A 26,147-nucleotide genomic window follows, 5' to 3' on the forward strand; every position below is an offset into this window, starting at 1 on the left:
CCAGAATAAAAACTCCTGCCGAGCCGAGTTTCTGACTCACACACCGCTATTCACAGCATGTTCACAGCGGCGCGACCGCTCTGGATTTACACCAGATTCCTCATACCCAGCAGACGTCAACTCTAGAAGCGGCCGAAACGACCGGTCAAGGATCGCCGAGTGCCGTTACCCGAGCGTGTTCCGAAACGCCTTATTGCTTACGCCCGACCGCGGCATATCCGGCAGCGGGCGGTTTCGGCGCGGCGCCGAAATCCGTGACAGGCAGCGGGACAACGGCGGTCGAATCCGGCGCGGTGCCGTCCGGGTACCACCGGCCGATCGGCACGATGCCCGGTTCGATCAGTTGCAAACCCGAAAAGAAGCGGGCTACCCCGTCATACGTGCGTGCTTCCATCCTGATACCGCTCGCCTCGTAGGCGCGCACCGTGCCCTGGACCGCCTCGGGATCGAGGTCGGCGGTGAGGTGCGTCATCACCAGAAACGAGCCTGGCGCAAGCGGTTCCAGCAACGTATCGATGATCTCGTACATCTGCTCGCCGGGCACGAAGTGGCACAACGCGATCAGACTCAGCGCGACCGGCTCGGCGAAGTCGATGGTCTCGCGAAGTTGCGGCGCCCCAAGGATTTTCGCCGGTTCGGTGACATCGGCCTCGATGTACCGAGTTCGCCCCTCCGGCGTCCCGATGAGCAGCGCGCGGGCATGGGCGAGCACGAGCGGATCGTTGTCGACATACACCACCCGCGCATCGCAAGCCGTCTCCTGGGCCACCTGATGCAGATTGGGTTCGGTGGGGATGCCGGTGCCGATATCGACGAACTGGCGGATGCCCTGTTCGCCGAGGTAGCCGACCGCGCGACGCATGAACTCGCGATTCTCCCGCGCGACCAGTCGAACATTGGGAATGGCCTGCTCGATCTTGTCGGCAGCCAACCGGTCGGCCGCATAGTTGTCCTTGCCGCCCAAGAAATAGTCATAAATACGGGCGCTGTGCGGCTGCCCCTGCTTCAGATCGGTCATCCCGTTCGCCTCCGCCATGACACCCTCCGCACTCGACACCGAAGTCTCCCTAACGAGTTAACCACTCCACCCGAACCCACACCTCCGACCACGTGAGACTCATCAGCCGTGCGCGCGACCAAAATGCGTCGAGTTACCCCCGCTGCGGCGACAGTTCCTCGGGCGCTGGCTCGATGCCCCGGCGGCGTAGGTCGGCGCCGGACAGCAGCGGCAATCCTTTGCGCAGGACGTAGTCGAGCCAGCAGCCGCAGGCCTGGGAGGTGAGCACGGCGGTGAGTACCAGGGTTGTGTAGAAAATGGCGTTGATGATGCCCGCGTCGAAGGCCACCGAGGCCATCACGATGCCCGGCCCGCCGCGGGCATTCTGGGTGATGGCGAGATTGACGATGTCGAGGCGGCTCATCCCGGCCAGCTTGGCGCCGAGCCCCACGGACAGGAACACCACCAGCGACGTGCCGACCAGGAACCCCACGAGCATGAGTGGGTCGAACGTCTTGGAAAGGTCGAGCCGGTAGCCGACGATGGCGAAGTACAGCGGAACGAAGAAGTGCCCTGAGACATCGCTGATGGACTGCATCGGGTCCCGGAACCGTTCCTGCTCAGTGCCTTTCATGCCGCCCATCACGCCGAAGCCGGCCAGCAACGCGGCGAATGCCAGCGTCACGTCAAGGGCGGCGGCCAGTGAGACATAACCCAGGAAGACGATGAGCATCCACGCGACAGGCGAATTGCGCGCCACCACATTCCATTCGGCCCGCGACAGCTTGCGCAGCACGGCAGGCATGACGGTGAGCGCGACGATCACGTAGGCGGCGTTGACCGCGATGTGCCCGCCGATGGTCGCGGTCAGCTCGTCGCCGGTCGCGCCGAGGGCGGCGCCCGCGATCGCGGTGGCGACGGAGAGCACTCCCCACAGCGCAATATCCTCCAGCACAGCGGATCCCAGCTGCAGGCTGGCGAATCGGGTGTGCAGGATGCCGAGGTCGTAGAAGATCTTGGTGATGACCGGGATCGAGGTCACCGCCGTGGCGGCCGCGAAGACGAGCACGACGGCCTGCTCACTCCCCGCGGTACCGGTGAGATCCTCGAGCGGCAGCAGCGGCGCGGCAAAGAGGGCGATGAGGAACGGCAGCGGCGTGCCGATCCCCAGAATCCACGCGGTGGCCGTGCGATTCTGCCTGCCCAACAGGTGCTTTGCGGCGCAGCCCGACACGAACATCAGCATCAACAGGCCGAGGTTGTACAGGAACCCGAGCACCACCGCGCTGGGATCACCCTTGTCGCCGCCGAACATCTCAGCCGCGAAGCCGGGCGCGATCTTCCCGAGAACCGTTGGGCCGACCAGAATTCCGGCCAGGATCTCGCCGACGACCTTGGGCTGACGCAGTCGGCGGAACAGCTGACCGAGCAGGTTGGCCCCCAGCAGGAGTAACAGGATGGCGAGAAGGATTTGACCCAGCTGCGTATTCGTCATCGATGCTCTCTGTCTGTCCGGCGGCGCCTACAAGAGCTCGTGCTCCAGCCGCCGCAGCGTCCGGTACGACCGTTCGATCTCGGCGGCGTCCTGATGCACGAGAAACACCACGCCCGGCGACGAATTGAGATCGACCGTCGGCCTGGTCATCGCCTGATCGGCGATCCGGAACCGAACACTCTCGATAGCGGGCAGCCGTTCGAGCTCCGCCCGCAACGCCTGGGCAGGCAGCGGAACCTCCCGGTGGGCAATGAGATTCACGCAGCGCGCCTGCTCCCGCCGCGAATACACCGACGGCTGCGCCGCCAGCGCGCGTCCCTCACCGAGGTAGCAGTCCATCGTCAGGTCGACCTGATTCACGCCCGTGCCGCGATCGAGCGCTCGTGGATCGGCCAGCCCCGAGAGCCGTGCCCCGGTCTCCAGCAGCACGGGACCCGCTGCGGTATAGATCAATTCGGTGTGCGCGGGCCCGTTCGCGATGCCGAGCGCGTCGAGCACACCCGAAACGTAGTCGATGATGTCGGTGAAGCGCGGATCGTCCTGCGACAGCAGGTCTTCGCAGTCATAGATCCGACGGTTGTCCCGCACGGTCACCTTGTGGCTGATCCACGCGTCGGTGAACCAGTGCTTGCCGTCCCGGCTGACCGAATTGACGATGAACTCGTCCCCGACCAGGTACTCCTGCGCCAGCACCGCCGCATTGGTTCGCAGCATCAGGTTCGTCTTACCGATGATCGCCTGGACCGCGGCCTGAACCTCCGCCTCGGAGTCGCTGATGAACACGTCATCGGATCCCGCACTGTCGAGCGGCTTGACCACCACCCGCCCGAGCCCCTCAGCCCGCCGCCATTCCAACAGCCGCGCCGCATCGCTGCCGCGCCGCTGCCGTGCGGTCCGCAGCCCGGCACCGGCCACCGCTTCCAGCATGTAGAACTTGTCCCGCCGCACGTGCGAGAGCGCCGGATCATTACCGCGCAGGCCAAGTTTCGCGGCGATCTCGTCGGCCACCTCGACGCCGTATTCGCTGCCCGCGATGACCGCGACCGGTCCCAGTTCGCCAAGCCTGCGCAGGACGTCGTCGGCCTGGTCCGCGTAGGAAAGGTCCTCGGCGAACAACTCGGCGGGCAGGCTCGCGGAGAAGGTCGCGGGCAGATGGGAACGAGACTGGACATGGATCAGCCGGTGCTGGTGCCGCGCCTGCTGCGCGAGCAGCGCTCCCGTGGAAAACGCATCCACCAGTACGACAATGGACGAATCATCCTCGGGCATGGCATCTCTCATTGGTTCGGTCATGGAATCAGCCTGCTGTCATAACTATTCGCCACGTGGTCGAGCATCCCGTAGAGCGCGTCGGAGCCGAGCCGCGCAAGATCCTCGCGACCGGCACCGGCGGGCAACGGAAGTCGGCCCAATTTCCCCCAACGCAGCGCGCCCTGCTCATCGATAACGGAGGTGGTGGCCCCGAAGTTGTCGGTGTGCAGACAGAACGGGACGTCGAGCAGCCCTTCGGTGAAGGCCTGCAGTAGCGCCACCCCGACGTCCGCGTCGAGGTTGAGCACCGTATCGATGAGGGTCCGCGCCTCATCGAGCACCTCACCGAAGTACTGCGCCTCGGCCGGCGACGCCGGATCCAGTGGCCCGTCCGCCTCTACTGACGCAATACGCAGCGCCGCAATGTTTTCCGCGACAGACGGAATCTGCCACGCCTCCGACACCGTCTTCACGATCATCCGTTCACACCCGGTCGCCATGGCCAGCCGGGCACTGTCGCGGATCAGTCGAGTCGCGCCGTCGGGTGTCCTCGGGAAAAGGCCCATGTACGTGTAGAACACGACATGCCAGGTCACATCGCCCAGATACTCGGCGGCCAGGGTCCGCAACGCCCGCAACGCGCCCCGATCCTGTTCGGCCAGTGTCCCTTGCGCGTAACTGAACGACATGTACCGCAGGCCGTGCTGCCGGAAGAAACACCCCTCCAGAATCCCCATCGCCACCAACAGCGACGGGGGACACAGCTGGCCGAGCATGCAGCCGCCGAAGCTCTCGATGTGCCCGAACTCAGCCGCGTCGGCGAGAAACCTGGTGCTCTCCGCCCACGCCTCGATCGCATCGCGCAGCGGCAGCCTGCTGTAGGGCAGGCAGTACGAGACCGGCCCACCTTCCGTCGCGTCCAGGCCGACCTCGACCAACCGCTGAAAGACCCGCAGCGGCAACGCAGTACCGTGTCGCACCTGGACCGGGAACGTCGGCCCGTACAGGTCGGCGAGCACCTTCTTGGTCTCCTCGATCGAGTGGGAGACAAGCGGATAACCGTTCAGCTCCTCCCCTGCGGCGAGGCGTTCCAGTGGGCTCTGGTAATCGCCGACCCGGGTGTAGCTGTCGAGCGTGAGCGTGCCGATCACCGGAAAATCCAGGTGGGCCACCCGGGCGAGACCGGACCGCATCGCCGACAAGCTGCCCATGCCCATCCGCGGCTGGACCACCAACTGCCCGGCGGCGGCGCGGTCCGCCACGAAACTGTCGAAGAACCCAGCCACGTCACCGACCCGAGATCAGCTCGAGCGTCGGCAATCCCGAGCGCGCGTCGACGGTGTGCACCTGGGATTTGTGCGGATCGCCCGCGCGCACCCTCGCCATCACCGTGTCACCGGCCGCGAAGTCAACCAGCGCACTGCGATACAGCGTGCGCAGGTGCGTGATGGACAGTCCGGACACCTCCGCCAGCCACCCGGCCGCGCTGTCGCTCCCTGGCTCGCCACGCAACGCGGCGTGCAAAGCCGGCACCTCGTCGACCCGCTCGGGATGGCACCGTTCGACGAATTCCGCCAGTCGCGCACCTTCATTGGTGAACGGCGAGAAGACCATCGCGACCAACTCATCCTCGCCCAGCCCAAACGCGTTCTCGGCGTAGGTGGCCGCCACGTCACGCTGTTTGACGACCTTCTCCGGCGTTTCGTAGCGACCGAGGGCGAGCGCGATGAGGCTGTCCGGCATCTCCTTCCGGCGCATCATCGTCTCGGCGAACTCCAGATACTCGGAGATCCCGGCCTGATAGGTTCGACCCTCGACGTACTCGACGCGGAGCCCGCGCAGGTGCGCCATGAGAGTCGGGTTGGCGCAATCGGATTCGGTGAAACTGAACGCCAGATCATCGAACCGGAAGCCGAGGAAATCGACGATCAGATCCCAATGATCGTGCACGCGATAGCTGACCAGGTCATAGATGGAAACGAAGGTGGGCTGCACCGACCGATCACCAACGGCCACTTCGCGTTCGGCGGGCTCGTGCTCGTCATCACCGAACAGCTCACGGAAATACGCGTCGCCGACACCACGCAACGCGGCAAGCAGGTCCTGGAACGTCATCCCCTTGCGCTGGACGTCGATGCCGATCCCCTTGGCCAGCCGCAGAATCCACGCGGCATAGAGCGCCTGTTCCCGTCGGGAGTCGCCGGTCATGATCGCGTCGACACCACCACGCCACCAGGCGGCCCGACCGTAGAAGTCGGCGACCGCCAGGTTGCAGCTGTTGCAGAAGGTGGGTCGTCCATCACCGGCCGAGCGGTGCCCGTTCATCAACACGTCGAGCCGGTTGATCGCCACCAGCTTGTCCGGCAGCGGCAAATCGACCCGAAAGCGGCGGATCTCGGTGTGATCGATGGTGAGCAACTCGGCCCGATCGTCATCGAGCAGACCCAGCGCCGAGTACACCCGATCGATGTTCTCCATCACCGCGCTCACCACGCCCGCGTGCCGCATGTTCGCCACCCGCATCAAAAACGTTCTGCCGTAGGCGAGTTGCAGACGCAACTGCACGGCCCGCACGAAGGCCACGACATAGGTACTGTCCTTGCCGCCGCCGTAGGCCACCATGACCTTGTAGTCGGCGAGCTTGGTGAGTCCGCCCGCGTCCTCGATCAGCTTGTCGCCGACCGCCGCCACCCCGCGGCGCTCGTCCGTGGTAAGGAAGCCGATCAACTGCTCGTAGCGCTCTAGGTCGTCTTTGGCATCATGTCCAGTGTTCACAGCGATTCCGCCTCGAAGTCGAAGTTCTCGATGATCTTTCGGATGCCGGCCTCGACGACGTGCTCATCCTCGTGCAACACAATGAAGCGCCCGCGATGCAGCGCGTCGTACGCGCCGCCCGGCGCCAGCACCTCGCCCGGCGCGGGCAGCAGCTCACGCCAGACGATCGGCACCTGGTCCCGCATGGACGAAACCCGCAGCACGCGTTCGGTGTGCTCGGCGGACTTGGGCATGATCAGCCAACCCCCGGAGGAGTCGACCACCTCGGGAACCGGCGGGACCGGACCACCCGACAGCACCCGCAGGAACATCTCGTACAGGTTGACGCCGAACACCCGGTAGAGCAGGTGCGGCACTTCGGCGCCACCCACTCGCCCACCGATCTCCAGAAACACCGGATCACCCGAGGGGGTTATGAACACCTCGAGGTGAAAGGGCAAGCGGCGCAAGCCGAGTGCCGAGATGATCTGCTTCGAGAAGTCCTCGATCAGTGTCCGTTGCGGTGAAGGCCCCATCAGCACCGAGCCGAGCGGCGTGCCGTGCGCGAAGGACAGACAGTCGTTGATGTAACGGGAGACCGCCTGGAACGGGACGCGGGCATCATCGTCCGCGAACCCGTCCACGTGGTAGATCTGCCCCGCGATGAACTCCTCGATCTCGTAGTCCGCCAACACGATCGATGACAGCGCGACATCCAGTTCCGCGGCGTTGTCCACCCGCCGCACCCCGATGCTGGCGGCACCGCCGAGCGGCTTGAGAATCAGTGGATAGCCGCAGGATTCGGCAAAAGCCCGCACCTGCTCGACGCTCGAACAGTCGGCGAACCGGGGCACCGGGATGCCCGCCTCGTCCAGCACCTGCTTCATCCGAACTTTGTCCCGGTACACGGCGACCTCGTCGACGGTCGGGCCCGGAATCCCCAGTTCTGCACGAACTTTGGCCGCGATCTCCAGCGTGAACTCCGACAGCGCGATCAGCTCGTCCACCGGCCCGACCCGCTCGATGATCTCCCGAACGGCCGCACCGAGCGCCGCCACGTCGTTGACGTCCTCGACCCGCACCTGGCAGGCGATCTTCGCCGCATCCGCAAGCACGCCATCGGCTCCGGGACCGTCCACGACGTAACTGACCTGATTGGCCTCGTGATCGACGAACTCCTCGTAGCGAGTGAGCTCGTTGTCCCAGCGGATCCCGTCGAAGAACCGCGGCCACCGATTGACGATGACGATATGCATCAGAACACCTCTCGCGTTGCCGCGTCCTCGCTGTCCCAGGGACTGATGAGCGCCCGATCCGCGCGCCAAGCCGAAAACCCTTGGGCCAGACCGAAACGCAGGAAACCGCGGAACCGCTCGATGGCGTCGTCGCCGAGGAACACGTCGGTGTATCCCAGTTCGAGCAGTTCGCGGCGGACCCGGTCGTCGTCGGATACCGCGGTGGTCAGCTTGCCGCCGATCGCGCACGGCACCTCGAGCCCGCGCTCCCGCAGGCCGGACAGCAGCACCTGCGCACCGTGGAAGCCGTGACCGTTCACACTCGACACGACCAGCAGGTCGGGCCGGTCCGCGCGAATCGCGTCGGCCACGTGTTGCACCGGCGTACAAGTACCGAGGTTGTGCACCGTCGCGCCGTGCTCCTCGAGCAGCTTCTGCAGATAGACCAGGTTCCATAGATGGGAATCGGACTCAACGGTGCACAGCACGCACCGGAAACCAGCGTTCATGTCACGACCTCAACGTTAGCGTTCTCGCGGGCCAGCAAGGCTTTTCGGAAACTGGCCATCGTCAACGGCAGAAAAACCGCGCCGAACAGGCAGAGCAGGCCGCCCAGCCACAGCGCGAGTCGTTGTGCGCCGATGCCGGCGCCCAGACCACCGATCAGCAGGCCCGCGATCGGATAGGACAACAGGTTGAGCAGATAGAAGGGACCCATCACCTTGCCGAGATGCTCGCGGGGAATCACCTTCACCCGCTGGGTGCGGTTGTAGATGTTGTAGAGCGCATCGCCGACCAGCATCACGACAAAAGCGGGGGCATAAACCAAATAGGAGGGTGCGAGGGCGGCTATCAGTACCGTGCCGCACATCAGCCAAAAGCCGATCGCCCCAATAGGTTCGACTCCGAAGCGCCGCAGCAGGGCGGGCATCAGGAGGAGGTTCAGCAGCCCGGTGACACCGACGGCCGCGTTGAGCAGGCCGTACGCGGAGTCGGGCGCGTGAAAGACATCGGTGACCAGCGCGGCGTTGGAGACGATCAGCACGCCGACCACCAGGTTGATGGTGAAGTTGAGGATGCCGAGCAGCAGCACCGGACGGATGCGCACCATGAGCTGCCAGCCGATCGCCAACTCCGCCAACACTTCTCGGGCCGCCCAGCCGACGGCGGCGCGCACCTTCGGTCGGGGCAGCGGCAGCCAGGTGACCGCGCTGATCGCGAACGCGGCGGCGGCCACGAGCAGCAGCCACAGCTTGCCGAGGAAGGCCGCGGCCAGGATCGCCAGGGCGGGTCCGAGCGCCATCGCGAGCAATTCCATGTTCTGCACCAGCGACTGCACCGTGGCGATCTGCGAGTCGCGGGCGATCTGCGGCACCATCCGCTCGATCGACATCCGGATGGGTGCTACGCAGACCGACAGGCACGCACCGCCGGTCATCAACGCGGGCACCATCCAGCCCGGCCGGGTGAGGCAGACCAGCACGACGATGACCAGGATGACCGCACGCATCACCGCGACCCGGGTGAACAGCCTTGCGCCACCGTCGCGGTCCGCGAGCAGACCCGCGAACGGGTAGGCGATCAGCGCGGGCAACCACTCCAATGCGAACGCGAAACCGAGGGTCGAGACCTGCTTGGTGTCGTGAAAGATCAACAGCGGCACCGCGAACAGCACAACTTGTTCGGCAACCAATCCGAGCAGAACGCCAGTGGCGAACAGCGCGCTGTGCCTACCCGCCCCGCCGGCTGCCGTCCCCGGGCGCTTACCCGCCCCGCCGGCTGCCGTCCCCGCGCGCCTGGGCACAGCCCGTTGCTTCATCCCAGCCGTCTCTCGTGTTCACGGATGAGCGGCAGCACATGGGTGTAGAAGATGCGCATCTCGTCGCGAGTCGGCCAGCCGGAGAAGATGAATTCGCTGACCCCGACCGCCTTGTACTGGTAGAGGTAGTCGGCGACCTCTTGATAGCTGCCGACCACGCACAGCGCCGGTCCGCCGCGATAGGGCACGAAGCCGGAGTAGATCATCGGCGACAGCCAGTCGTCGGCGGCCTGCTCGGCCAGCCGGAACGATGTCTTCACGGCCACCGAATCGGAGGCGGCCACGACCTGCGCGACCCACTCCCGATGTTTTTCGTCGGGGTTTTCCTGCATAGCGGCAAGATCGGTGAGCGCCTGCTCCCGAGTTTCCCTGGCCAGGATATGCATTCGAGTGCCGACCCGAGCGCCCTTGTCGAGCACCGGCCGGGCCGCCGCGCCCATCCCCTCGGGCGTATCGCCGTAGCGCAGCCAACAGTCGCCGTACATCGCGGCCGTCTCCTGCGCGATCTCCGAGGCGCCACTCAGATAAATCTCGGGCCGACCACCGCCCTTGTAGCCGAGGCCGAGCGCGGCCTCTTTGATGACGTAATGCTCGCCCTCATACGACAGCGGCGACTGCCCGCTCCAAAACCGGTGGCAGATATCGAGGAATTCCTGAGTGCGGGCATACCGTCCGTCATGCGCGACGAAATCGCCGTAGCCCGCCTGCTCCGCGGGCGAGATGCCCGCGACCAGATTCAACGAGATGCGCCCGTCGGACATCCAGGAGATCGTGTTCACCACCTGGGTGAACAGCGTCGGCGAGAGCAGGCCGGGCCGGTAGGCGAGGATGAAGGTGACGTTCTCGGTCTCCCTGACCAGCGCGCCGATCATCGGCAGCGGATCGGGCATGTAGTCGGCGATGCCCATCAGCAGGGAGTCGACGCCCAGCGCGTCCGCCTCCTGTACGAAGTCCACCATCCCCTCGAAGTCGAGTTCACCGACTCGGTACTTCTCGGTCGCCTTCTGCTGCCCGCTGTCCAGCGGGGCGCACCAGTGGAACCGCAACTCCCCATGATCGGGGTTTCGGGTATGAGACAGCGGGGCGAAGTTCGTACGGTCGTAGTTCATTGTTATCGGGATTCACTTCCGGTATCGCAACGGAGGCAGCAGAAGGTGTTTCGGCACCAATTCAGACAATAGCCGATCCAAGACCACCCTCTCAGAATGCACGCGTCCGGAGCTGTACCCCCAGAAGCTCCCAAAGGAAGTCGCATCCCCACGGCGACTCCCCTGCCCTGTTAAGGCAAAGTTACATCGACTGTTCGTCACTGTCAAAGAAGTATAAGCTGCCCGCAACGTTACAGTTGAACAATTGTTCGGCCCAGCGGAACACTGTCGCTTTCAGCAAACGATCTTCTGCGGAAAACCCCCCATTCGGGGGGTGGACGGCGACGTCCAGACAGGGGAGAATTGGGCCGCTACCAGTGTGTTAGCACCATGTTACGACAGGAACGGGGGGTTCGACGTAAACCGTCAAGCAATAGTTTCCCACCAGTTACCGAGTATTCTGGAAAGAATCTCGGATATATACGTTAGCCGATAGTTGCCGCATTGCCTACGGGAGATCCTCGGGCATCTGTTAACACCATCGGCTTGCCTACATATTTTCAGATGGCGAATATACGGGATGGAGCGCCGACGCCACACGCGTCCGGTCTTGTTATTTCACGGTTTCGACGCACATCGCACCGATGAACGACGAGCTCCCCCGCACGACTATTGAACGGATCGGACTGTGCCTGAATTGACTGAACCGACCGCACCGCCACTACCGCGTGCGCATCTCACGTCGAAACGCACCATCGCGGCGTTGACCCTGCAGGCCCGATTTCTGGCCGCCGCGCGCGAGTTCTTGACCGCGGAGGGTTTCACCGAGCTGTTGCCGCCCATCATCGGTCCGGTGACCGACCCGGGGGCGCGCGGCGCGAAACAGGTCGACATCGACTACTACGGGCACCGCTACAAGCTGATGACCAGCGGCATTCTCTACAAACAGACCTCGCTGCTCGCCTTCGACAAGATCTTCCACGTGGCCCCGAACGTGCGGCTCGAGCCGCTGGAAACCGCGGTGACACACCGGCATCTCGCGGAGTTCCACCAGCTCGACGTGGAGATCGCGAACGGGTCGCGCGAGGACGCCATGGACGTGGCCGAGCGCCTGACCAAGTACGCGGTGGAATACGTGCTGAGCAGCGCCCAGCGCGAATTGGAAGTCCTGGACCGCGATCTCGAACAGTTGAAGCAGGTCCTCGCCGGTCCCTACGACCGCAAGCGGCACACCACCGCGGTGACCGAGCTGCGCGACCTCGGCTACGACCAGCGCGAGCACACCGAAATCGACTGGCAGGGTGAGGAAATCATCTCCGCGGCGGCCACCCGCCCGTTCTTCATCACCGACTATCCCAAGGGGTCGCGCGGTTTCTACGACAGCGAAAACCCTGACGAGCCGGGCATGTTGCGCAACTTCGACCTGATCTTCCCCGGCGGGTTCGGCGAAATGATGAGTGGCAGTGAGCGCGAGTCGGATTACCGCACGCTGCTGACTCGCATCCGCGAAACCGGCGAGAACCCGGCCAAATACGAGTGGTATCTCACCGTGGCGCGCGAAGGGCTTTCGCCCAGTGCGGGTTTCGGCCTCGGTGTGGAGCGGTTCACCCGGTTCCTCGGCGGTCTCGCCGCGGTCTGGCAGGCCACCGCCTACCCCAAGATCCCAGGGGAGCTACGTCCATGAGTGTGCTGTCGGCTCCTGGATTTCCCGAGCGGGAGGTGCGGGCGCGGGCGCGCACCGCGGCGGGTTCGGTGTTTCCGGACAATGCGCGCTACGGCTCGACCCTGTTCGGACAGGGGCAGCACGCGGACGTGCCCGCCATGGACGCGATCGACCACGCCCGGCTGGTCCCGCCTGTGTTCGTGCCGCTGCGCGAGGAGAAGATGTTCGACCTCGGCCGGGAACCCCTAGCGGGTGACGTGGACCTGACCACCACCATCGGCGGTCTGCGTTCGACGCTGCCGGTGTACGTTTCGGCGTTCGGCTCCACCGCCGTGGCCAACGGCGATCTCGGTGTCGCGGTGGCCGGGCAGGCGGGTGCCGCGGGTGTGCCGATGGTGATCGGCGAAAACATCGTGCCCGTATCGGGTTACGGCCGGATGGCGGACGAGGAGCAGAGCTCGCTGCTGCGGCGGCTCACCGAATACAGCAAGATGGCCGCCGACGATCTCGGCGGCGTGATCGTCCAGCAGAGCACCGAGGACGCCGACGCCGAGGTCTGGAACCTGGTCTACAGCGACCCGGCGAGTGAGCCGCTGCTGGCCAGCGGCCGCCTGGCCTTCGAGCTGAAGGTGGGACAGGGCGCGAAACCCGGCATCGGCGGGATGACCCTCATCCCCCGCGAACGGGCCGCGCATCTGTCGGCGCAGTACGACATCCTGGACATCTACGACGCCACCGAGGCCTCGGTGTTGCGCTCGGCCACGCCCGGCACCTTCACCGCGGAGATCCTGCGTCAACAGATCCGGTTGATGCGCAACAACTATCCGCGCTGCCGGATCTGGGTGAAGTTGCCGCCCGCCCGGGACGTCGCCGACGCAGCCGAGGTCGCGTGGGCCGCGGGCGCCGACGCGGTGACCATCGATGGTGCCGAGGCAGGCACCGGCTGGGCACCGCACGGATTCCTCGATCATGTCGGCCTGCCGCTGGCCGAATGCCTGCGCCGGGTCGCCGACCGCGATCGACACGACCACAGCCTGCTGGTCTCCGGAAGATGTTGGGAGGGAACCAGAGTCGTCAAGTGCCTGGCTCTGGGCGCGTCCGCCGTCGGCCTTGGGCGGGCCGCCTTGGTCGCCGCCGACGAGAACGCCGATCATGGACTGACGAACCTGCTCGCCGCGTTCGAACTGGAGCTCCGGCTCCTGATCAGCGCGCTCGGTAAGTACCGGATCGCGGATCTGGCCGCCGAGGACATATGGTTCCCTGCTACCAACGAAAGGTCCAGATGACTACAGAGCGACAGTGGCGCGTGGCAGTACTCGGCCCTGGCGGTGTCGGCGGACTGATCGGCGCGCTGCTGGCCCGCGCCGGGCACCGGGTGACCTTCCTCAGTGGACCGGAGACGGTGCGCACCGTGCAGGAGCACGGAATGCACGTGCGCAGTGGGATGTTGGGTGAGTTCACGGTAAAAGTGGAGGCGGACACCGAGTTACGTGAACCTGTCGATCTGTGTCTGGTGACGGTCAAGCAGAACGTCCTCGGTGCGGCCGTCGACCGGGTACCTCCCGCCGCGCTGGGCGACGGCTTGGTCGTACCGCTGCTCAACGGGATCGAACATCCTGCGGTCCTGCGCGAGCGATACCGCCCGGAACTCGTTGTGCCCGGTGTGATCCGGGTCGCATCGAACCGCGTCGCACCGGGCTCCATCGAACACGGCAGCCCGTTCGTCGAGATCGATCTGGCCAGCGCCACCACACCTCCCGACCAGCTCGACGCACTGGCCGCGATGCTCAATGACGCTGGCATACAGGCGAAAACACGCGGCAACGAATCCGCCATGCTGTGGGGCAAGCTCTTCTTCCTCGCCCCCTTCGCCTTACTGACCACGCACCATCAGGTTCCCATCGGCGACCTGCGCACCGAGCGCCGCACCGAGCTGGTCGACCTCGTCACGGAGATCGCCACCCTCAGCAGCGCCGCAGGCGTCCCCGCCGACGTCGAAGCGGCCCTTCGCTTCTACGACGCCTTCCCACCGGAAGCCAAGTCCTCGATGCAACGCGACGCCGAGGCCGGTCGCCCCCTGGAACTCGACGCCATCGGCGGCGCACTGCTGCGTATCGCCCAGCAGCACGCCGTCCCGATGCCACTGACCGAACGTCTGGTCACCGCCCTGACGCCACTGATCAACGGATCGACGGCCGAATCGGGGCGTTGACGACAGCAGCGCATGTTCGAGTTCGCCTGCGGGCCACGCAGCACTTCACGGACAATGACTGTGCGACCCCGGCTGCGTCGAATGTTGTTCGCCGCGACCGACGTTCATCACAGCGGCGAGCTGTCACCCGATATCGCGGGTCGATCGCAGTACGTGGGGTGATGGTGTCGTCGAGGTACCAGAACAGGGGACATCGATGGACACTTCAGGGATTCCCGAGGGCGAACAGCTGTACTTGTTCACGGGCGGCACGATATTGACCGTTGACCGGGCATTCTCGGTCACCGAGGCCATCGCGGTGCAGGGCGATCGGATCGTCGCGGTCGGTGCGGAGGCGACGGTCCGCGAGCTCGTGGGAGCGGGAGCCACGGAGATCGATCTGGCGGGCCGGACGATGTTGCCGGGCTTCGTCGATGCGCATACCCACGTATTGACCGGCAGCATGGTGGCGGCGCTGATGGAGTACGTCGGCATGGCGCGCTTCGCCACCGCGCGAGAGGTACTCGATCATCTGACAGAGCTGGCAAGTCAAGCGCCCGAAGGCAAATGGATCCTCGCCCGCAATTTCGATCCGGCGGTGCAGCCGGACCTGGCGGCGCTGACGTTCGCCGAACTCGACGCGGTGTCGACCACGCACCCGGTGTTCGTCCTCAACGCCTCCGGACACATTGCCTACGCGAATTCCGCGGCGTTCGCCGTCGCAGGCATCGGGGAGGATGTGGAGGATCCGGAAGGGGCCGAGTTCGTTCGCGATGCCGACGGAAAGCTCACCGGGACAATGAAAAACGGTGTCGCATACAACCAGGTCCTCGGAAAATGTGACGCCGCTGCCGGATTGAACCCGGTCGACGCGCTGATCGACCTACTCGAAAGTTGGCGGCAGGTCGGGTTGACCACGGTGAGTGAACTGGGTTTGGGCACCTTGAGCCACACACCCGACGACCTCACGGTCCTGCGGCAGGCGGCAGGCACCGGCAAGCTCGAGACCCGTATCCGCGCCTACCCCTTCTACACCCTCGGGACCGACACCTGGGACGCCGCTGGGGTGCGGCCGGGCGATGGCGACGCGTTGGTGCGTATCGCAGGCTACAAACTCGTCGCCGACGGCTCCAACCAGGGCTTCACCGGCCTGCAACGCGAGCCGTATCTCAATACCGACAACTACGGAATCGCGTACATGGAGCCCAAAGTGCTCGCGGCGGAGGCGGCCGACCGCGCGACCAAGGGCTGGTCACTCGCGATCCACGGCAACGGCGACGCCGGTATCGACAACATCCTGGATGCCTGCGACGCGATCCGCGATGCCGGGGTCGAGCCGGGCGCTGTCCGAGTGCGGATCGAGCACTGCTCGATCCTGCACGACGAACAGATCACCCGCATGAAAGACCTGGGCGTATCCGCCAGCTTCCTGATCGGGCATGTCCACTACTGGGGTATTGCGATGCGCGACACAGTCTTCGGCGCGCAGAAGGCCTTGCTGCTCGACCGATGCCGCAGCGTGGAGGCAGCGGGAATCGGGTTCACGCTGCACTCCGACTTCATGGTCACCGACCCCAACCCACTGCACATGATCGAGATGGCCGTCACCCGGCGTACCTGGAAAGAACCCGACTACGTGCTGGCACCCGACGAGCGCATCTCGGTGGAATCGGCAATCCGCGCCGTGACCTCCGAAGCGGCGTGGCAGCTCTCCTCCGAACATGAAGTCGGCAGCCTCGAAGTCGGCAAATACGCCGACTTCGTCATCCTCGACCAAGACCCCCGCGCCGTCCCACCCGATCAGATCAAAGCCATCACAGTCCTGGAAACCTGGATGAACGGCAACCAGGTCTATGCACGGAGCTGACACCGGACAGCGGTCCGGTGGGTTTCGTTCACGCAGAAGGTAACCATCGTGATGCGCGGCCGGAGACCATAGCGTCGAGGGGTGGGTGCTACACGGCGGCGGCCGTTGAAAACCGTTACCGGAGTGAGTGGTTCGGCCGACGTTTACGGGGCCGCGGTGGATCCCGGACAATCCACCGTGACCTCGGCCATCGAGATCGCGAAACTCGCCGAAGCCAACGGATTCGACGCGCTGTTCGCCGCGGACCTGCTCAGCTTCGGGGCGCAGGGCGCGATCGGGGCGCAGGAGCCGCTGATCTTCTTGTCCGCGTTGAGCGCGGTGACCACCCACGTCGGCCTGATCGCCACGGTGACAACGACTTTCCACCATCCATACAACCTGGCCCGGCTGTTCGGCACCCTCGACCACGTCAGCAACGGGCGCGCCGCCTGGAACGCGGTCACCTCGTCACTGGGTGAGGAGAACTACGGCGACCAGGACCTACCGTCGCCGGAGGAACGATACGAGCGCGCCACAGAATCACTCGAGGTCGTCAACGCACTGTTCGACAGCTGGCAGCCCGGCGCCCTGACCCCCGACGGACACGGCGGCGCGATCCTGAGCGCCGACCTGGTCCGCCCGATCGATTACGCGGGCAAACACTTCACGGTCCGCGGCCCCTTGAACATCCCGCCACTCCCGCAGCGCCGCCCCGTGCAGTTCCAAGCCGGTCAATCCGAGGCAGGCCTCGAACTCGGCGCCCGCTTCGCCGAAGTCGTCTTCACCTCCCTACCAACCCTCGACGACGCCATCACCTACACCAAGAAAATCCGCACCCGCGCAGCAGAATTGGGCCGCGCGGACGGCCTCCCCCTGATCATGAGCTCGTTCCACGCCACCTACGGCGCCTCCGAAGCCGAAGTCCACCAACTGGTCCGCGAGCGCGATGAGGCCACCGATTTCGACGCGGGCCGCATCCAGCTCGCCGACATGCTCGGCGGCAACATCGACCTCTCCGAACTCTCCTTGGACAAGCCGATCCCGGAACACCTACTGCCCGACGTGCATTCAGTCCACCGGCGCCGCGGCCGAGTCGAAATCTTCAGCAGCTTCGCCCGCTCCGGAAAAACCCTCCGCGAGTTGATCATCGCCGCCAAGGACACCGGCCACTGGGCCGCCGCAGGCACCCCCGACCAACTAGCCGACGCAATCGCCGAACGCTACAACGCAGGCGTACTAGACGTAATCACCCTCGGCGGACTAACCGACCCCCGCACCCGCGACTTCCTCCTCAACGGCCTCCTCCCAGAACTCCACCGCCGCAACATCATCGCCCCCGACTACCTCGGCCCCACCTTCCGCGACAACCTCGAACTCCCTCCCCTACCCCCGGCCTGACACCTGGCGGGCGCTGACCATCTCCGGCACGGGCCGGGATGCTCAGCTGGACAAGCGCTCACGAGGAACTGGTGCTGTTGAACCCGCCTCGGGCGATGCCAACCTCAGTTCCCCATGATCGCCTGACCAGTAGCCGCGCGGTGTGTTCTCGACTTCGCGGTCAGTGGACCAGGGCAGCCAATTTCGTGCTGCGATCCCATAATTGGGCGGCGAGTTCGGCGTCGTCGGCTTGGCGGGAGGTCGTGCCGGGCTTGCGTTTCACGTAATACAGCCCGGGTTCCCAGGTGCGGTTGGGTTGTTCGTCGATGAGCCAGTTCAGGGTGTCGGCACCCTTTGCCGGCGAGATCAGCGCCCACCGCAGGGCCTTGTACATGAGTCGGATCGCGGTGCTGGTGGTGTCGCTGCCGAAGCTGCTGCCGACGGGGCCGGGGTGGAATGCCGCCGCGGCGATGCCCTGGTCACGGTATCGGCGATCGAGTTCACGGGTGAACAGGATGTTCGCCAGTTTCGAATCACCGTAGGCCTTCGTCGATGAGTATTTGCGTTCGTTCTGCAGATCGTCGATGTCGATCTTGCCGAACAATTTCGCGCCGACGCTCGAGGTCTGGATCACCTTGGCCGAGCCGGCCAGTAGCGCAGGCAGCAGGAGGTTGGTGAGCAGGAATCCGCCCAGGTGGTTGACCTGGAAGGTCTTCTCGTAGCCGTCGACGGTGAGTTCGCGCTCGCTCATCAACCCACCGGCGTTGTTGGCCAGCACATCGATGCGCGGATAGGCCGTGAGCAAGGTCTCACCGAGCGCGCGCACCTGATCCAGCTCGGCGTAATCGGCGACATGGTGGTCGATTCCCAGTTCGGTGCCGACCGCCACGGTCTTGGCACGGTTGCGTCCGACGATCACCACCCGATGGCCTCGGTCTACCGCGTGGCGGGCCGCGGCGGCTCCGATGCCGTCGCTGCCTCCGGTGATCAGAACGGTCTCCTTCTCGCTCATCACTGCCCTACTGCTGGGGGTGCTGGCCAGGCGCGCGATGCGCCGGTTCAACGTTCATGACCCAGCATGACGAAGTTGGCACAGTGTGTCAAACATGTCTGGTTGTGTAGAATTCGGTGCATGAGTGGAGCCAAGGACCCCGGATTACGCGAACGATCTCGCCGCGCGGTGCAGGGCGAGATCGTGGCCGTGGCGATCGAGTTGTTCCTGTCCCAGGGTTACGACGGCACCACCATCGAGCAGATCGCCAAAGCGGCGGGACTGTCCTACCGCAGCTTCTTCCGCTACTTCGCCTCCAAGGACGACCTGCTGGTGCAGGCAATGATCGCGACCGGAGCAGAAATCGCCGCGACCCTGCACGTCCGCCCCGACGACGAAACGCCCTGGCAAGCACTGCGACGCGCCTTCGACCCGCTGCTGGCACAGCTGTCCAAAGACGAGCAAGCCATAGCGACCACGAAGCTGATGATGCAAAGCCCATCCCTGCAAGCTGCGCACGAGGCAAAACAAGCAAGCTGGCGGCAAGCAATCGCCGAACCACTGGCCGCCCGTCTCACTCACATCGACGACGAACGCGAGCGAGAAATGGTCGCCGACGCCCTCGCTGGCGCCGCCCTGGCCTGTCTGCACAGCGTTCAAATGCGCTGGATCGCTGAGGAGAACAGCCAGCAGCTCCCCGATCTCCTCGACACCGTCATGCAGTCGGTACATCCACTCACCTAGCTGCCGCACTCCGCGCCCGGCCGACAGCGGAAGTCGCGCGGAGCGCGGAGCGGGCGCCGCCTAGTACGCCGCGACGGTCAGTACTTACCTGTCTGGCACTCATGTTCTCGGTAATCGCAGCGCCACTTATCCTTGTACCCGGGTTCGTTGTCGTTGTCGCGCGCGTTGAGCTTCTGCAAGTCGTCCAGCTTCGTTTCGAAGAAATTGTTCAAGAGTTTCTCGGTGGAACAGCAGTCCTTGATTTTGCCCTTGTGATTGGTGACGAGTTCCTTGAGGTGCACAGAGTAATTTTTCAGGTCGTTGCACATCTTGTGTCGGGTATAGGGATTGAATGCATATTTGCCATAGAGGTCTTTCAGGGTGTTGAGCATGGGATCATAGTCTGCCGGCCGCCAGTTATATGGAGCCCGGCGCTGGATATCGATGTACTCCCCGTACCATCTCGCGCTGCGCTCCTTTGCGCCATTGCCCGCGCAAAGCTCGCCGATTATTTCGGTCGCGATTTTTTCTTCACGTTCGTCGACGGTTTCCGCGACCGCGGGGCTCGCCGTTACGCCGAAAATCACTGTGGCAATCAGGATGAGCGCGCCCAGCGCGGCGCTGCGTTTCGTGAACAAGTCCAGATCCCTTCTTCGATGTCAGCACGCATCCGATCGAGCAAAACGGCAGGTGCCCGGCCTACGGCAGGACCAGCCGACCTATATTCGTCACCGTCGGCCGCTGGGATGGGAACGAACAAATCGGGTCGACGACAACGACGTCCCCAACGTGCCACCTCGCTCCACAGCGCCATCACGCTGATGACGGACGTTGGGCCTTTGCGGCCGGCATGTGGAGTTTTACCGAGTTGCCACTCGTAGAGATGTAGGAGGACACCAGCTTGTCGACCCCTGCGGCGCGCATCGCGTCCAGTAGCGCCAGCGAGGCGCGGGGGTTGTCCCTACCTTTGCTGGAACGCGCGCATCACCTTCTGGCGGACCAGCCCACGAAGACGCTTGTCCTCATTCGGATCCATGCCCTCGGCGACGAACACAGCATCGGTAAACGAGTCGACGTCCGTAGGCGGCGACGCGCACAACTTGCCCTTTTCACCCAATGGCAGACAGAAACCCAGTCGATACTGTCCCTCTACCTCCGGTCTGACACCTTGCGGACGCTGATCATGCCGGAGAAGACGGTGAGTAGTGCTTCCACGGCGGTCGGGTAGTCGGTCAGGAAACCCACCGGGAGTGCGACGATCACCGCGGCCGTCAACTCCTGCCAGGGCAGGCGTGGCGGGCGGGACTGCGGAGGTTGGGGGGTGGGATCCTCTTGGGGTGGAGTGGAACTCATGCCGGGGGTGTTCCGTTCTTCGGCAGGGCGGGGCCGGCCTCCAGGGATTGCAGCCAGGCCGCGGTTTCGCTTGGTCGGGCGGCCTGCATGGCGAGTTGGTTCGCGATGTACAGGTAGCGGTCGATATCGCCGAGGCTTTCCAAGTACAGCGTGCTGGTCGGTTGTGATACGCAGACGACGGCGGGTAGCTGGGTTTCGATGAAGCGCAGATAGAGGAAAGCGCTGCCCGCGACCGCTTGCCCACACAACTTGTCGCCGACGACCTGTACGACGATGTTCTCGGCCTGGATCGCCTGCCCGAGGCGATCGATCTGGTTGCCCCACACCGTGGTACCGCCGATCGGCCTGCGCAGCGCGCTCTCCTCGACCAGAATCCACAGATAGGGCGGATCGGCGCGGTCGAGGATCCGCTGCCGACGCAGTCGCACCTCGAGCAGGCGATCGATCTCATGCTCCGGCCACTCCGGATAGCGTAATCGTATTGCGGCCCTGGCATATTCGGCGGTTTGCAGTAGCTCAGGAACGACGGCGGGTTCGTAGCAGCGAATCGTTCGCGCGGCCGACTCCAGGTTCAGCAGCTCGAATCCCTTCGGTAGCGAATCGCTGTCCCGGTGCCACCAGCCGGGCCGGTTTCCCAGCTGCACCAGCGACAGGTATTTCTCGTATTCCTCGTGCTCGGTGACGCCGTAGTACCGGAGCAGTTTGATCACGTCGAGACGGTCGAGCCCGACCATCCCGGTCTCGATGCGACTGATCTTCGATACCGAGGCGAAAACCCCACGGCCGACGTCTTGCTGGGTCAGCCCCCGCTCTTTCCGCAACTGCTGGAGTCGCGAGCCGAGCATCCGCCGAAAAACCGTGGGCACATCTCCGATACTCGGGCTGCTCCAGACTCCGGGCGGTTCGTCATGTTCATGGGCTCGATCTGCGTTCACGCAACGAGTCTGACACTTCGAGACGGAAATGTACTTGCAGATGCGCGTGCAAATGTGCGTGCGTTTCGGGCATCAAACCGATGCGATATGGCAATGACCGGCCGTCCATCTAGAATTACCTCTGAGTCAGAGCTAATATGGCGACGTGGAAGAGACCCTGGAGACCGCCGCACAGATGGAACTGGTCGGGCGACTACTGAACACCTTCGGCCGCTTCCGCCGGCAGATCGCACGGCTGGTCGGCCGATCGTTCGATCAGCCCGGGGTCAGCGCCTCGCAGGCGGAGTTCCTGCGTCTGGTGGGGCGTAATCCGAATATCTCGGTCAAGGCGGCGGCCACCGAGATGGGGTTGGCTCCTAATAGCGTGTCGACGTTTGTCACTGCGCTGGTGAAGGCGGAACTGCTGGTGCGCGAACCGGATCCGGCGGACCGGCGCGCGACCCGGCTGAGCCTGCCCAAACCAGTGCAGCGGACGGTCGACGAAACCCGCAGGCGCAGACATGGCTTGGTCGCCGCCGCACTCGACGAACTGACCGCCGACGAGCGCGAACAGCTGATCCGCGGACTGGCGGTCGTTGGCAAACTGACCGGAATTCTGCACGAGCATGAACAGAGGACACGGCGATGAGAACGAATTCCCTTGCTCCACCGCACAACAGCCCTGCCGTCGAATGCACGGGCCTGACCCACCGCTATGGCGAGCACATCGTGGTGGACCATGTGAACCTGCGGATAGAACGCGGCGAGGTCTTCGGTCTGCTCGGCCCCAACGGCGCGGGCAAGACCACCACGATCCGGCTGCTGACCACGCTGATGCCGGTACAGGAGGGCACGGTTCGGGTACTGGGGTTCGAGGTCGGGCGGCGCGATATCGATATCCGCTACAACCTCGGCTATGTGCCACAACAACTTTCGATCGAAGGCGCGCTCACCGGCCGACAGAACGTGACCTGGTTCGCGCGCCTGTTCGACGTACCTCGCCGCGAACGCGCCAAGCGGGTAGAGGAAGTGCTGGCCGCCATGGACCTGCTCGACGTGGCAGATCGACTGGCCGCCAGCTACTCCGGCGGTATGGTCCGCCGCCTGGAACTGGCGCAGGCGCTGGTCAACCGGCCCGCCCTGCTGATTCTCGACGAACCGACTGTCGGCCTGGATCCCATTGCCCGCGACAGCGTCTGGGACCGGGTGCGCGACCTGCGCCACCGCTTCGGCACCACGGTGCTGCTGACCACCCACTACATGGCCGAGGCCGACCTGCTGTGTGACCGAGTCGCGCTGCTGCACAAGGGAAAACTGCAGACGGTCGGCTCCCCCACCGAACTCAAGGCCGCCCTCGGCCCCGACGCCACCCTCGAAGACGTCTTCCGCCATCACGGCGCCGCCCTCGACGAGGACTCGACCACCGAAGGAGGGCTGCGTGGTGTCCGAAGCACCCGTCGAACCGCTCAACGTGCAGGCTGACTACCCGCCCCTGCGCCTGGCCCCGCACGGCCTCGGCCGACTGCTCACCCTCGGCTCCCGGATCAACACCTTCGCACTGGTCGAACTCCAGAAGCTCCGCCATGACCGCACCGAACTCGTCACGCGCGCAGTACAACCCGCGCTCTGGATGCTGATCTTCGGCACCACCTTCGCCCGCCTGCACACCATCCCCACCGGGAACATGCCCTACCTGGACTTCCTCGCCCCGGGCATCATCGCGCAGTCGGCGCTGTTCATCGCCATCTTCTACGGCATCATGCTGATCTGGGACCGCGACGCGGGCATCCTCAACAAACTGATGGTCACCCCCACGCCGCGAGCCGCGCTCATCACCGGAAAATGCTTCGCCGCCGGGGTCCGCGCGGTTTCTCAGGTCCTGATCATCGTGGTGCTGGCCTTGATCATGGGCGTGCACATGACGATGAACCCGCTGAAACTATTCGCCGCGGTAGTCGCCGTACTACTCGGCGCATCGTTCTTCGCGTGCCTGTCGATGACCATCGCGGGCTTGGTCGTGAAGCGAGACCGCCTGATGGGCATCGGCCAAGCGATCACCATGCCACTGTTCTTCGCCTCCAACGCCCTCTACCCACTGGACCTGATGCCCAGCTGGCTGCGCGTCATCAGCCACATCAACCCACTCAGCTACGAAGTCGACGCCCTGCGTGGACTATTGGTCGGCGGCACCTACCACCTCTGGACCGACATGGGCGTCCTCGTCTTCGCCGCCGTCCTCGGAATCGCCTGCGCCTCGGCACTTCTCGGCCGACTGACTCGATAGCCGCCCGGCAGACACTTCAATCGGTCTTGTACCGGACGACTCTTCGCAGTACTGTCCAGACACATGTCCAGCAGGTATCTGGGCAGGCTTGCGGAGAGGAATTCCCTGATGACACTGGTCAAGCCGCAGCGAGTGTCCGGCGGAGCAGACGAGCACGGACACCTCGAGGAGTTCCGCACCGATCCGATCGCGCTGATGCGGCGCGTCCGAGCCGAATGCGGCGACATCGGAACCTTCGAGCTCGCCGGACGTGATGTCGTCCTGCTGTCGGGTGCGGAGGCGAACGAATTCTTCTTCCGAGCTGGCGACGACGATCTCGACCAGGCCGCGGCCTACCCGTTCATGACACCGATCTTCGGCGAGGGCGTGGTCTTCGACGCGAGCCCGGAACGCCGAAAAGAGATGCTGCACAACCAAGCTCTGCGCGCCGACGCCATGCGCGGGCACGCCGCGACCATCGCCGCCGAGGTGGACCGAATGCTGGCCACCTGGGACGACGAGGGCGAAATCGACCTGCTCGAGTTCTTCGCCGAGCTGACCATCTACACCTCCTCGGCCTGCCTCATCGGCGTGAAGTTCCGCAACGAGCTCGACGCCCGATTCGCGCAGCTCTACCATGAACTCGAACAGGGCACCGACGCGCTGGCCTACGTCGATCCCTACGCGCCGATCGAGAGCTTCCGCCGCCGCGACGAGGCCCGCGAGCAACTCGTCGAGCTGGTGCAATCGATCATGGCGGGCCGCGCGGCAAACCCGCCGTCCGGCAAGGACTCTCGCGACATGCTCGACATCCTGATCTCGGTGCCCGACGAGAACGGCGCACCACGCTTCTCGGCGAGCGAGATCACCGGCATCTTCATCTCGATGATGTTCGCCGGACACCACACCACCTCAGGTACCGCGGCATGGACAACCATCGAACTACTACGACACCCCGACGTATTGCGCACGGTAATCACCGAACTCGACGAGTTGTACGCCGACGGTTCGGAAGTCAGCCACAACGCATTACGCCAGATCCCGAATCTCGAAGCAGCACTGAAGGAATCACTGCGCCTGCACCCGCCGCTGATCATCCTGATGCGCATCGCCCGCGACGAATTCGAGGTGTGCGGGCACCGCATCGCACCCGGCGACATGGTGGCGGCCACGCCCGCGATCTCCAACCGGATCCCTGAGGACTTCCCCGACCCGGACACGTTCGACCCGAGCCGCTACCTCGATCCGCGACAGGAAGACATCATCAACCGCTGGACCTGGATTCCCTTCGGTGCGGGCCGCCACCGTTGCGTCGGCGCGCCGTTCGCACTCATGCAACTCAAAGCGATCTTCTCGATCCTGTTGCGGGACTGGGAATTCGAGCTGTCCCAGCCGTCGGACACCTACCGCAACGACCACTCCAAGATGGTGGTGCAGCTGCAACAGCCATGCCGCGTCCGCTACCGCCGACGCTCAGCTCATGGCTGAGTGCGGAAATTGGCGATGAGAGTGCTTGCCATCTCCGGCATTCCGTTGTTCTGTCGTTCAGCGGCGGTGACCACGTCGTAGTGCCGGTAGCCGGGAATGATTTTGGCGTTGGCAGGGAGGAGGCCGCCGTAGCCCGCGTTCTGCAAGGGCGAGTCACCCGAGAGCAAGGTGAGGTTGCGCCTGGCCGAAGGCGTGCTCTGCCAGCGGTCGCCGTGCAGCAGGAAGTTCAGGATGCCGCCGCTGCGGTTCTGCAACTGCCGCAGCTCACCGTCGCGACCGAGCCCGAGGGCGAAGATCGTGTCGGTGATGATGCGCAGCGGGGTGTACTCCTCGAAGAAGTCGGTGGGCTGCCCGCACCGGTGGCACTCGGCGTGGCGGCTCCTGCCAGCTGCAGGATCCCGGCGCCGATGTTCGGGTCCGCGTGGGTGAATCGCGACATCAACAACCCCGCCGCGAGCAGCCCCCATCCGAACAGCATCACCCCCGCGAGCGCTGCCCAGCGATGTGCCAAGGTATCTGTGCGTTCGCGCAGGTACAGCAGCACTGCGACGCCCGAGCCATGCCGCGCACGGTTTCGCTCCGTGCGCCCGAATCCGCCAGCAATTCCATACGCGGCGAGAGAATCGGTGCGCGCCGCACCCCAGCACCCGATGCAGGCGCACCGAGCGCACGCCTTACGGCCACTGCATCCGCCGATAG

General features: G+C 64.7%; 24 protein-coding genes and 1 riboswitch. Of the genes, 10 read left to right on the plus strand and 14 right to left on the minus strand.

Annotation, left to right across the window (positions count from 1 at the left end; translation table 11 throughout):
* Positions 1-4 precede the first annotated feature (4 nt).
* Positions 5-139: riboswitch (cobalamin riboswitch) on the minus strand.
* A gap of 51 nt (positions 140-190) precedes the next feature.
* From ACIBK2_RS03085 to ACIBK2_RS03125, 9 genes are all read right to left on the minus strand, one after another.
* Positions 191-1,057 carry an SAM-dependent methyltransferase gene (locus ACIBK2_RS03085; protein WP_396963030.1) on the minus strand — a complete coding sequence of 289 codons (867 nt, stop codon included), beginning with the start codon at positions 1,055-1,057 and terminating at the stop codon, positions 191-193.
* A gap of 94 nt (positions 1,058-1,151) precedes the next feature.
* Positions 1,152-2,492 carry a cation:proton antiporter gene (locus tag ACIBK2_RS03090; RefSeq protein ID WP_396963032.1) on the minus strand — a complete coding sequence of 447 codons (1,341 nt, stop codon included), beginning with the start codon at positions 2,490-2,492 and terminating at the stop codon, positions 1,152-1,154.
* Between the two features lie 27 nt (positions 2,493-2,519).
* Complete coding sequence (locus ACIBK2_RS03095; protein ID WP_396963034.1) at positions 2,520-3,785, minus strand: ATP-grasp domain-containing protein; 1,266 nt, start codon at positions 3,783-3,785, stop codon at positions 2,520-2,522.
* Positions 3,782-5,029 (minus strand): methylaspartate mutase, encoded by a 1,248-nt coding sequence (locus tag ACIBK2_RS03100; RefSeq protein ID WP_396963036.1) that lies wholly within the window; start codon positions 5,027-5,029, stop codon positions 3,782-3,784. Before ACIBK2_RS03100 ends, ACIBK2_RS03095 begins: the two co-directional genes overlap by 4 nt.
* Before the next feature lies 1 nt (position 5,030).
* Positions 5,031-6,518 carry a hypothetical protein gene (locus ACIBK2_RS03105; protein ID WP_396963038.1) on the minus strand — a complete coding sequence of 496 codons (1,488 nt, stop codon included), beginning with the start codon at positions 6,516-6,518 and terminating at the stop codon, positions 5,031-5,033.
* Complete coding sequence (locus ACIBK2_RS03110) at positions 6,515-7,753, minus strand: acetyl-CoA carboxylase biotin carboxylase subunit family protein (protein WP_396963040.1); 1,239 nt, start codon at positions 7,751-7,753, stop codon at positions 6,515-6,517. Before ACIBK2_RS03110 ends, ACIBK2_RS03105 begins: the two co-directional genes overlap by 4 nt.
* A complete protein-coding gene (locus ACIBK2_RS03115; RefSeq protein WP_396963042.1) occupies positions 7,753-8,241 on the minus strand; it encodes a cobalamin B12-binding domain-containing protein in 489 nt (162 codons plus the stop codon). Before ACIBK2_RS03115 ends, ACIBK2_RS03110 begins: the two co-directional genes overlap by 1 nt.
* On the minus strand, positions 8,238-9,551 hold the full coding sequence (locus ACIBK2_RS03120; protein WP_396963044.1) for an MFS transporter: 1,314 nt from the start codon (positions 9,549-9,551) through the stop codon (positions 8,238-8,240). The genes ACIBK2_RS03115 and ACIBK2_RS03120 overlap by 4 nt, the downstream gene beginning before the upstream one ends.
* Positions 9,548-10,660 (minus strand): LLM class flavin-dependent oxidoreductase, encoded by a 1,113-nt coding sequence (locus ACIBK2_RS03125; protein ID WP_396963046.1) that lies wholly within the window; start codon positions 10,658-10,660, stop codon positions 9,548-9,550. The genes ACIBK2_RS03120 and ACIBK2_RS03125 overlap by 4 nt, the downstream gene beginning before the upstream one ends.
* A gap of 667 nt (positions 10,661-11,327) precedes the next feature.
* On the opposite strand from ACIBK2_RS03125, the gene ACIBK2_RS03130 reads away from it, so the two are divergent.
* From ACIBK2_RS03130 to ACIBK2_RS03150, 5 genes are all read left to right on the plus strand, one after another.
* Positions 11,328-12,323 (plus strand): asparagine synthetase A, encoded by a 996-nt coding sequence (locus tag ACIBK2_RS03130; protein ID WP_396963048.1) that lies wholly within the window; start codon positions 11,328-11,330, stop codon positions 12,321-12,323.
* Entirely contained in the window at positions 12,320-13,588 is a 1,269-nt protein-coding gene (locus ACIBK2_RS03135; protein ID WP_396963050.1) for a glutamate synthase-related protein, read from the plus strand. Before ACIBK2_RS03130 ends, ACIBK2_RS03135 begins: the two co-directional genes overlap by 4 nt.
* On the plus strand, positions 13,585-14,514 hold the full coding sequence (locus ACIBK2_RS03140) for a ketopantoate reductase family protein (protein ID WP_396963052.1): 930 nt from the start codon (positions 13,585-13,587) through the stop codon (positions 14,512-14,514). Before ACIBK2_RS03135 ends, ACIBK2_RS03140 begins: the two co-directional genes overlap by 4 nt.
* A 196-nt stretch (positions 14,515-14,710) precedes the next feature.
* Positions 14,711-16,360 (plus strand): amidohydrolase, encoded by a 1,650-nt coding sequence (locus tag ACIBK2_RS03145; RefSeq protein WP_396963054.1) that lies wholly within the window; start codon positions 14,711-14,713, stop codon positions 16,358-16,360.
* Between the two features lie 81 nt (positions 16,361-16,441).
* Positions 16,442-17,737 (plus strand): NtaA/DmoA family FMN-dependent monooxygenase, encoded by a 1,296-nt coding sequence (locus ACIBK2_RS03150; protein WP_396963056.1) that lies wholly within the window; start codon positions 16,442-16,444, stop codon positions 17,735-17,737.
* Positions 17,738-17,897: 160 nt separating this feature from the next.
* Here the strand turns inward: ACIBK2_RS03150 and ACIBK2_RS03155 are convergent, their stop codons facing one another.
* Positions 17,898-18,728, minus strand: a complete 831-nt coding sequence (locus ACIBK2_RS03155) for an SDR family NAD(P)-dependent oxidoreductase (RefSeq protein WP_396963059.1) — start codon at positions 18,726-18,728, stop codon at positions 17,898-17,900.
* Positions 18,729-18,848: 120 nt separating this feature from the next.
* Between ACIBK2_RS03155 and ACIBK2_RS03160 the strand changes: the two genes are divergently transcribed.
* Complete coding sequence (locus tag ACIBK2_RS03160) at positions 18,849-19,451, plus strand: TetR/AcrR family transcriptional regulator (RefSeq protein WP_396963061.1); 603 nt, start codon at positions 18,849-18,851, stop codon at positions 19,449-19,451.
* Between the two features lie 77 nt (positions 19,452-19,528).
* Here ACIBK2_RS03160 and ACIBK2_RS03165 read toward each other — a convergent pair whose 3' ends face one another.
* The 3 genes from ACIBK2_RS03165 to ACIBK2_RS03175 all read right to left on the minus strand — a co-directional run bounded on the left by ACIBK2_RS03165 (position 19,529) and on the right by ACIBK2_RS03175 (position 21,649).
* Positions 19,529-20,068: a hypothetical protein gene (locus tag ACIBK2_RS03165; RefSeq protein ID WP_396963063.1), complete on the minus strand. Its 540-nt coding sequence runs from the start codon at positions 20,066-20,068 to the stop codon at positions 19,529-19,531.
* A 511-nt stretch (positions 20,069-20,579) separates the two neighbouring features.
* A complete protein-coding gene (locus ACIBK2_RS03170) occupies positions 20,580-20,783 on the minus strand; it encodes a hypothetical protein (protein ID WP_396963065.1) in 204 nt (67 codons plus the stop codon).
* Positions 20,780-21,649 carry a helix-turn-helix domain-containing protein gene (locus tag ACIBK2_RS03175; RefSeq protein WP_396963067.1) on the minus strand — a complete coding sequence of 290 codons (870 nt, stop codon included), beginning with the start codon at positions 21,647-21,649 and terminating at the stop codon, positions 20,780-20,782. Before ACIBK2_RS03175 ends, ACIBK2_RS03170 begins: the two co-directional genes overlap by 4 nt.
* A 214-nt stretch (positions 21,650-21,863) precedes the next feature.
* On the opposite strand from ACIBK2_RS03175, the gene ACIBK2_RS03180 reads away from it, so the two are divergent.
* The 4 genes from ACIBK2_RS03180 to ACIBK2_RS03195 all read left to right on the plus strand — a co-directional run bounded on the left by ACIBK2_RS03180 (position 21,864) and on the right by ACIBK2_RS03195 (position 25,448).
* Positions 21,864-22,346, plus strand: a complete 483-nt coding sequence (locus ACIBK2_RS03180) for a MarR family winged helix-turn-helix transcriptional regulator (RefSeq protein WP_396963069.1) — start codon at positions 21,864-21,866, stop codon at positions 22,344-22,346.
* Positions 22,343-23,179 (plus strand): ATP-binding cassette domain-containing protein, encoded by an 837-nt coding sequence (locus ACIBK2_RS03185; protein WP_396963071.1) that lies wholly within the window; start codon positions 22,343-22,345, stop codon positions 23,177-23,179. The genes ACIBK2_RS03180 and ACIBK2_RS03185 overlap by 4 nt, the downstream gene beginning before the upstream one ends.
* On the plus strand, positions 23,139-23,981 hold the full coding sequence (locus tag ACIBK2_RS03190; protein WP_396963073.1) for an ABC transporter permease: 843 nt from the start codon (positions 23,139-23,141) through the stop codon (positions 23,979-23,981). Before ACIBK2_RS03185 ends, ACIBK2_RS03190 begins: the two co-directional genes overlap by 41 nt.
* Before the next feature lie 108 nt (positions 23,982-24,089).
* Complete coding sequence (locus tag ACIBK2_RS03195; protein ID WP_396963075.1) at positions 24,090-25,448, plus strand: cytochrome P450; 1,359 nt, start codon at positions 24,090-24,092, stop codon at positions 25,446-25,448.
* On the opposite strand, the gene ACIBK2_RS03200 is transcribed toward ACIBK2_RS03195, so the two are convergent.
* Positions 25,439-25,915: a hypothetical protein gene (locus ACIBK2_RS03200; protein ID WP_396963077.1), complete on the minus strand. Its 477-nt coding sequence runs from the start codon at positions 25,913-25,915 to the stop codon at positions 25,439-25,441. The genes ACIBK2_RS03195 and ACIBK2_RS03200 overlap by 10 nt on opposite strands.
* Between the last annotated feature and the right edge of the window lie 232 nt (positions 25,916-26,147).

Origin of the sequence: Nocardia sp. NPDC050175, from assembly GCF_044459885.1 — a bacterium.
GTDB lineage: Bacteria > Actinomycetota > Actinomycetes > Mycobacteriales > Mycobacteriaceae > Nocardia.